Here is a 761-nt window from a genome sequence, read left to right as displayed (position 1 = left end):
CGCAGTAACAAGTTTGCCTTGCAAACTTGCAGCTCAAGAATGTACACGGATGTACATTCTTGAGCGAGGGTGTTCTGCCAGCACGATAATCTTATTGTCAACGAGATACGATACATCGTTAGCGAAACTCATATAGAGTACCTGTTTCAGCCGTATGTTCTTTAGAATAGCAGTAGATTGGTAATCAGTACCGTGCAGCGCGTTATAGAGCGCTAAAAAGTTAGCTTTTGCAGTCCTGTCTTCGCTGAAAAAGTCGACAAAGACAGAATCTTTGTATCGGCGATTATGCTTCTTCATAGTAGGTTCCTCCATAAGGCATATATAACTACTTATAGAGCACGGATGAAGAAATGGCTAACAAAATGGGGATAATTCATCATTTTTAATTAAAAATTACTAAATGGAAATACGGACTCCGATGATGCAGTTGCAGTGGAACCAGCCTCTGCTTTCAACAACAATACCAATCCGCGTCAGGAGCAAAACTAAGGGGGGCAATTGGTAATTGGTAATTATGAATTACAAATTGATTACACATTACAAATTAAAAGAAATGAAACCTGATAATGTGATTGTTGATAAATCTAAGGCGTTTGCGTTGAAGGTCATCGCCTTGTACAAAAAGCTCTGTGATACGAACCGTGAGTTTGTTATGTCAAAACAGCTTTTAAAAAGCGGAACGAGCATCGGGGCAAACATTAAAGAAGCCCAGCAAGGACAAAGCAAGGCAGACTTTTATGCAAAGCTCTTGGGATAAAGGC

General features: G+C 39.9%; 1 protein-coding gene and 1 pseudogene. One reads left to right on the top strand and one right to left on the bottom strand.

The annotated features are described in order from the left end of the window. Nucleotides 1-69 precede the first annotated feature (69 nt). Nucleotides 70-297, bottom strand: a pseudogene (locus tag HGH47_RS12225) (hypothetical protein); the annotation flags it as partial. 217 nt (nucleotides 298-514) lie between these two features. On the opposite strand from HGH47_RS12225, the gene HGH47_RS12220 reads away from it, so the two are divergent. After that, nucleotides 515-757: a four helix bundle protein gene (locus HGH47_RS12220; RefSeq protein ID WP_230974644.1), complete on the top strand. Its 243-nt coding sequence runs from the start codon at nucleotides 515-517 to the stop codon at nucleotides 755-757. Nucleotides 758-761 lie beyond the last annotated feature (4 nt).

The organism is Treponema sp. OMZ 805 (assembly GCF_050937395.1).
GTDB lineage: Bacteria > Spirochaetota > Spirochaetia > Treponematales > Treponemataceae > Treponema.
Note: the sequence above shows the minus strand (reverse complement) of the source record. Positions and strands in the feature narration are given on the sequence as shown.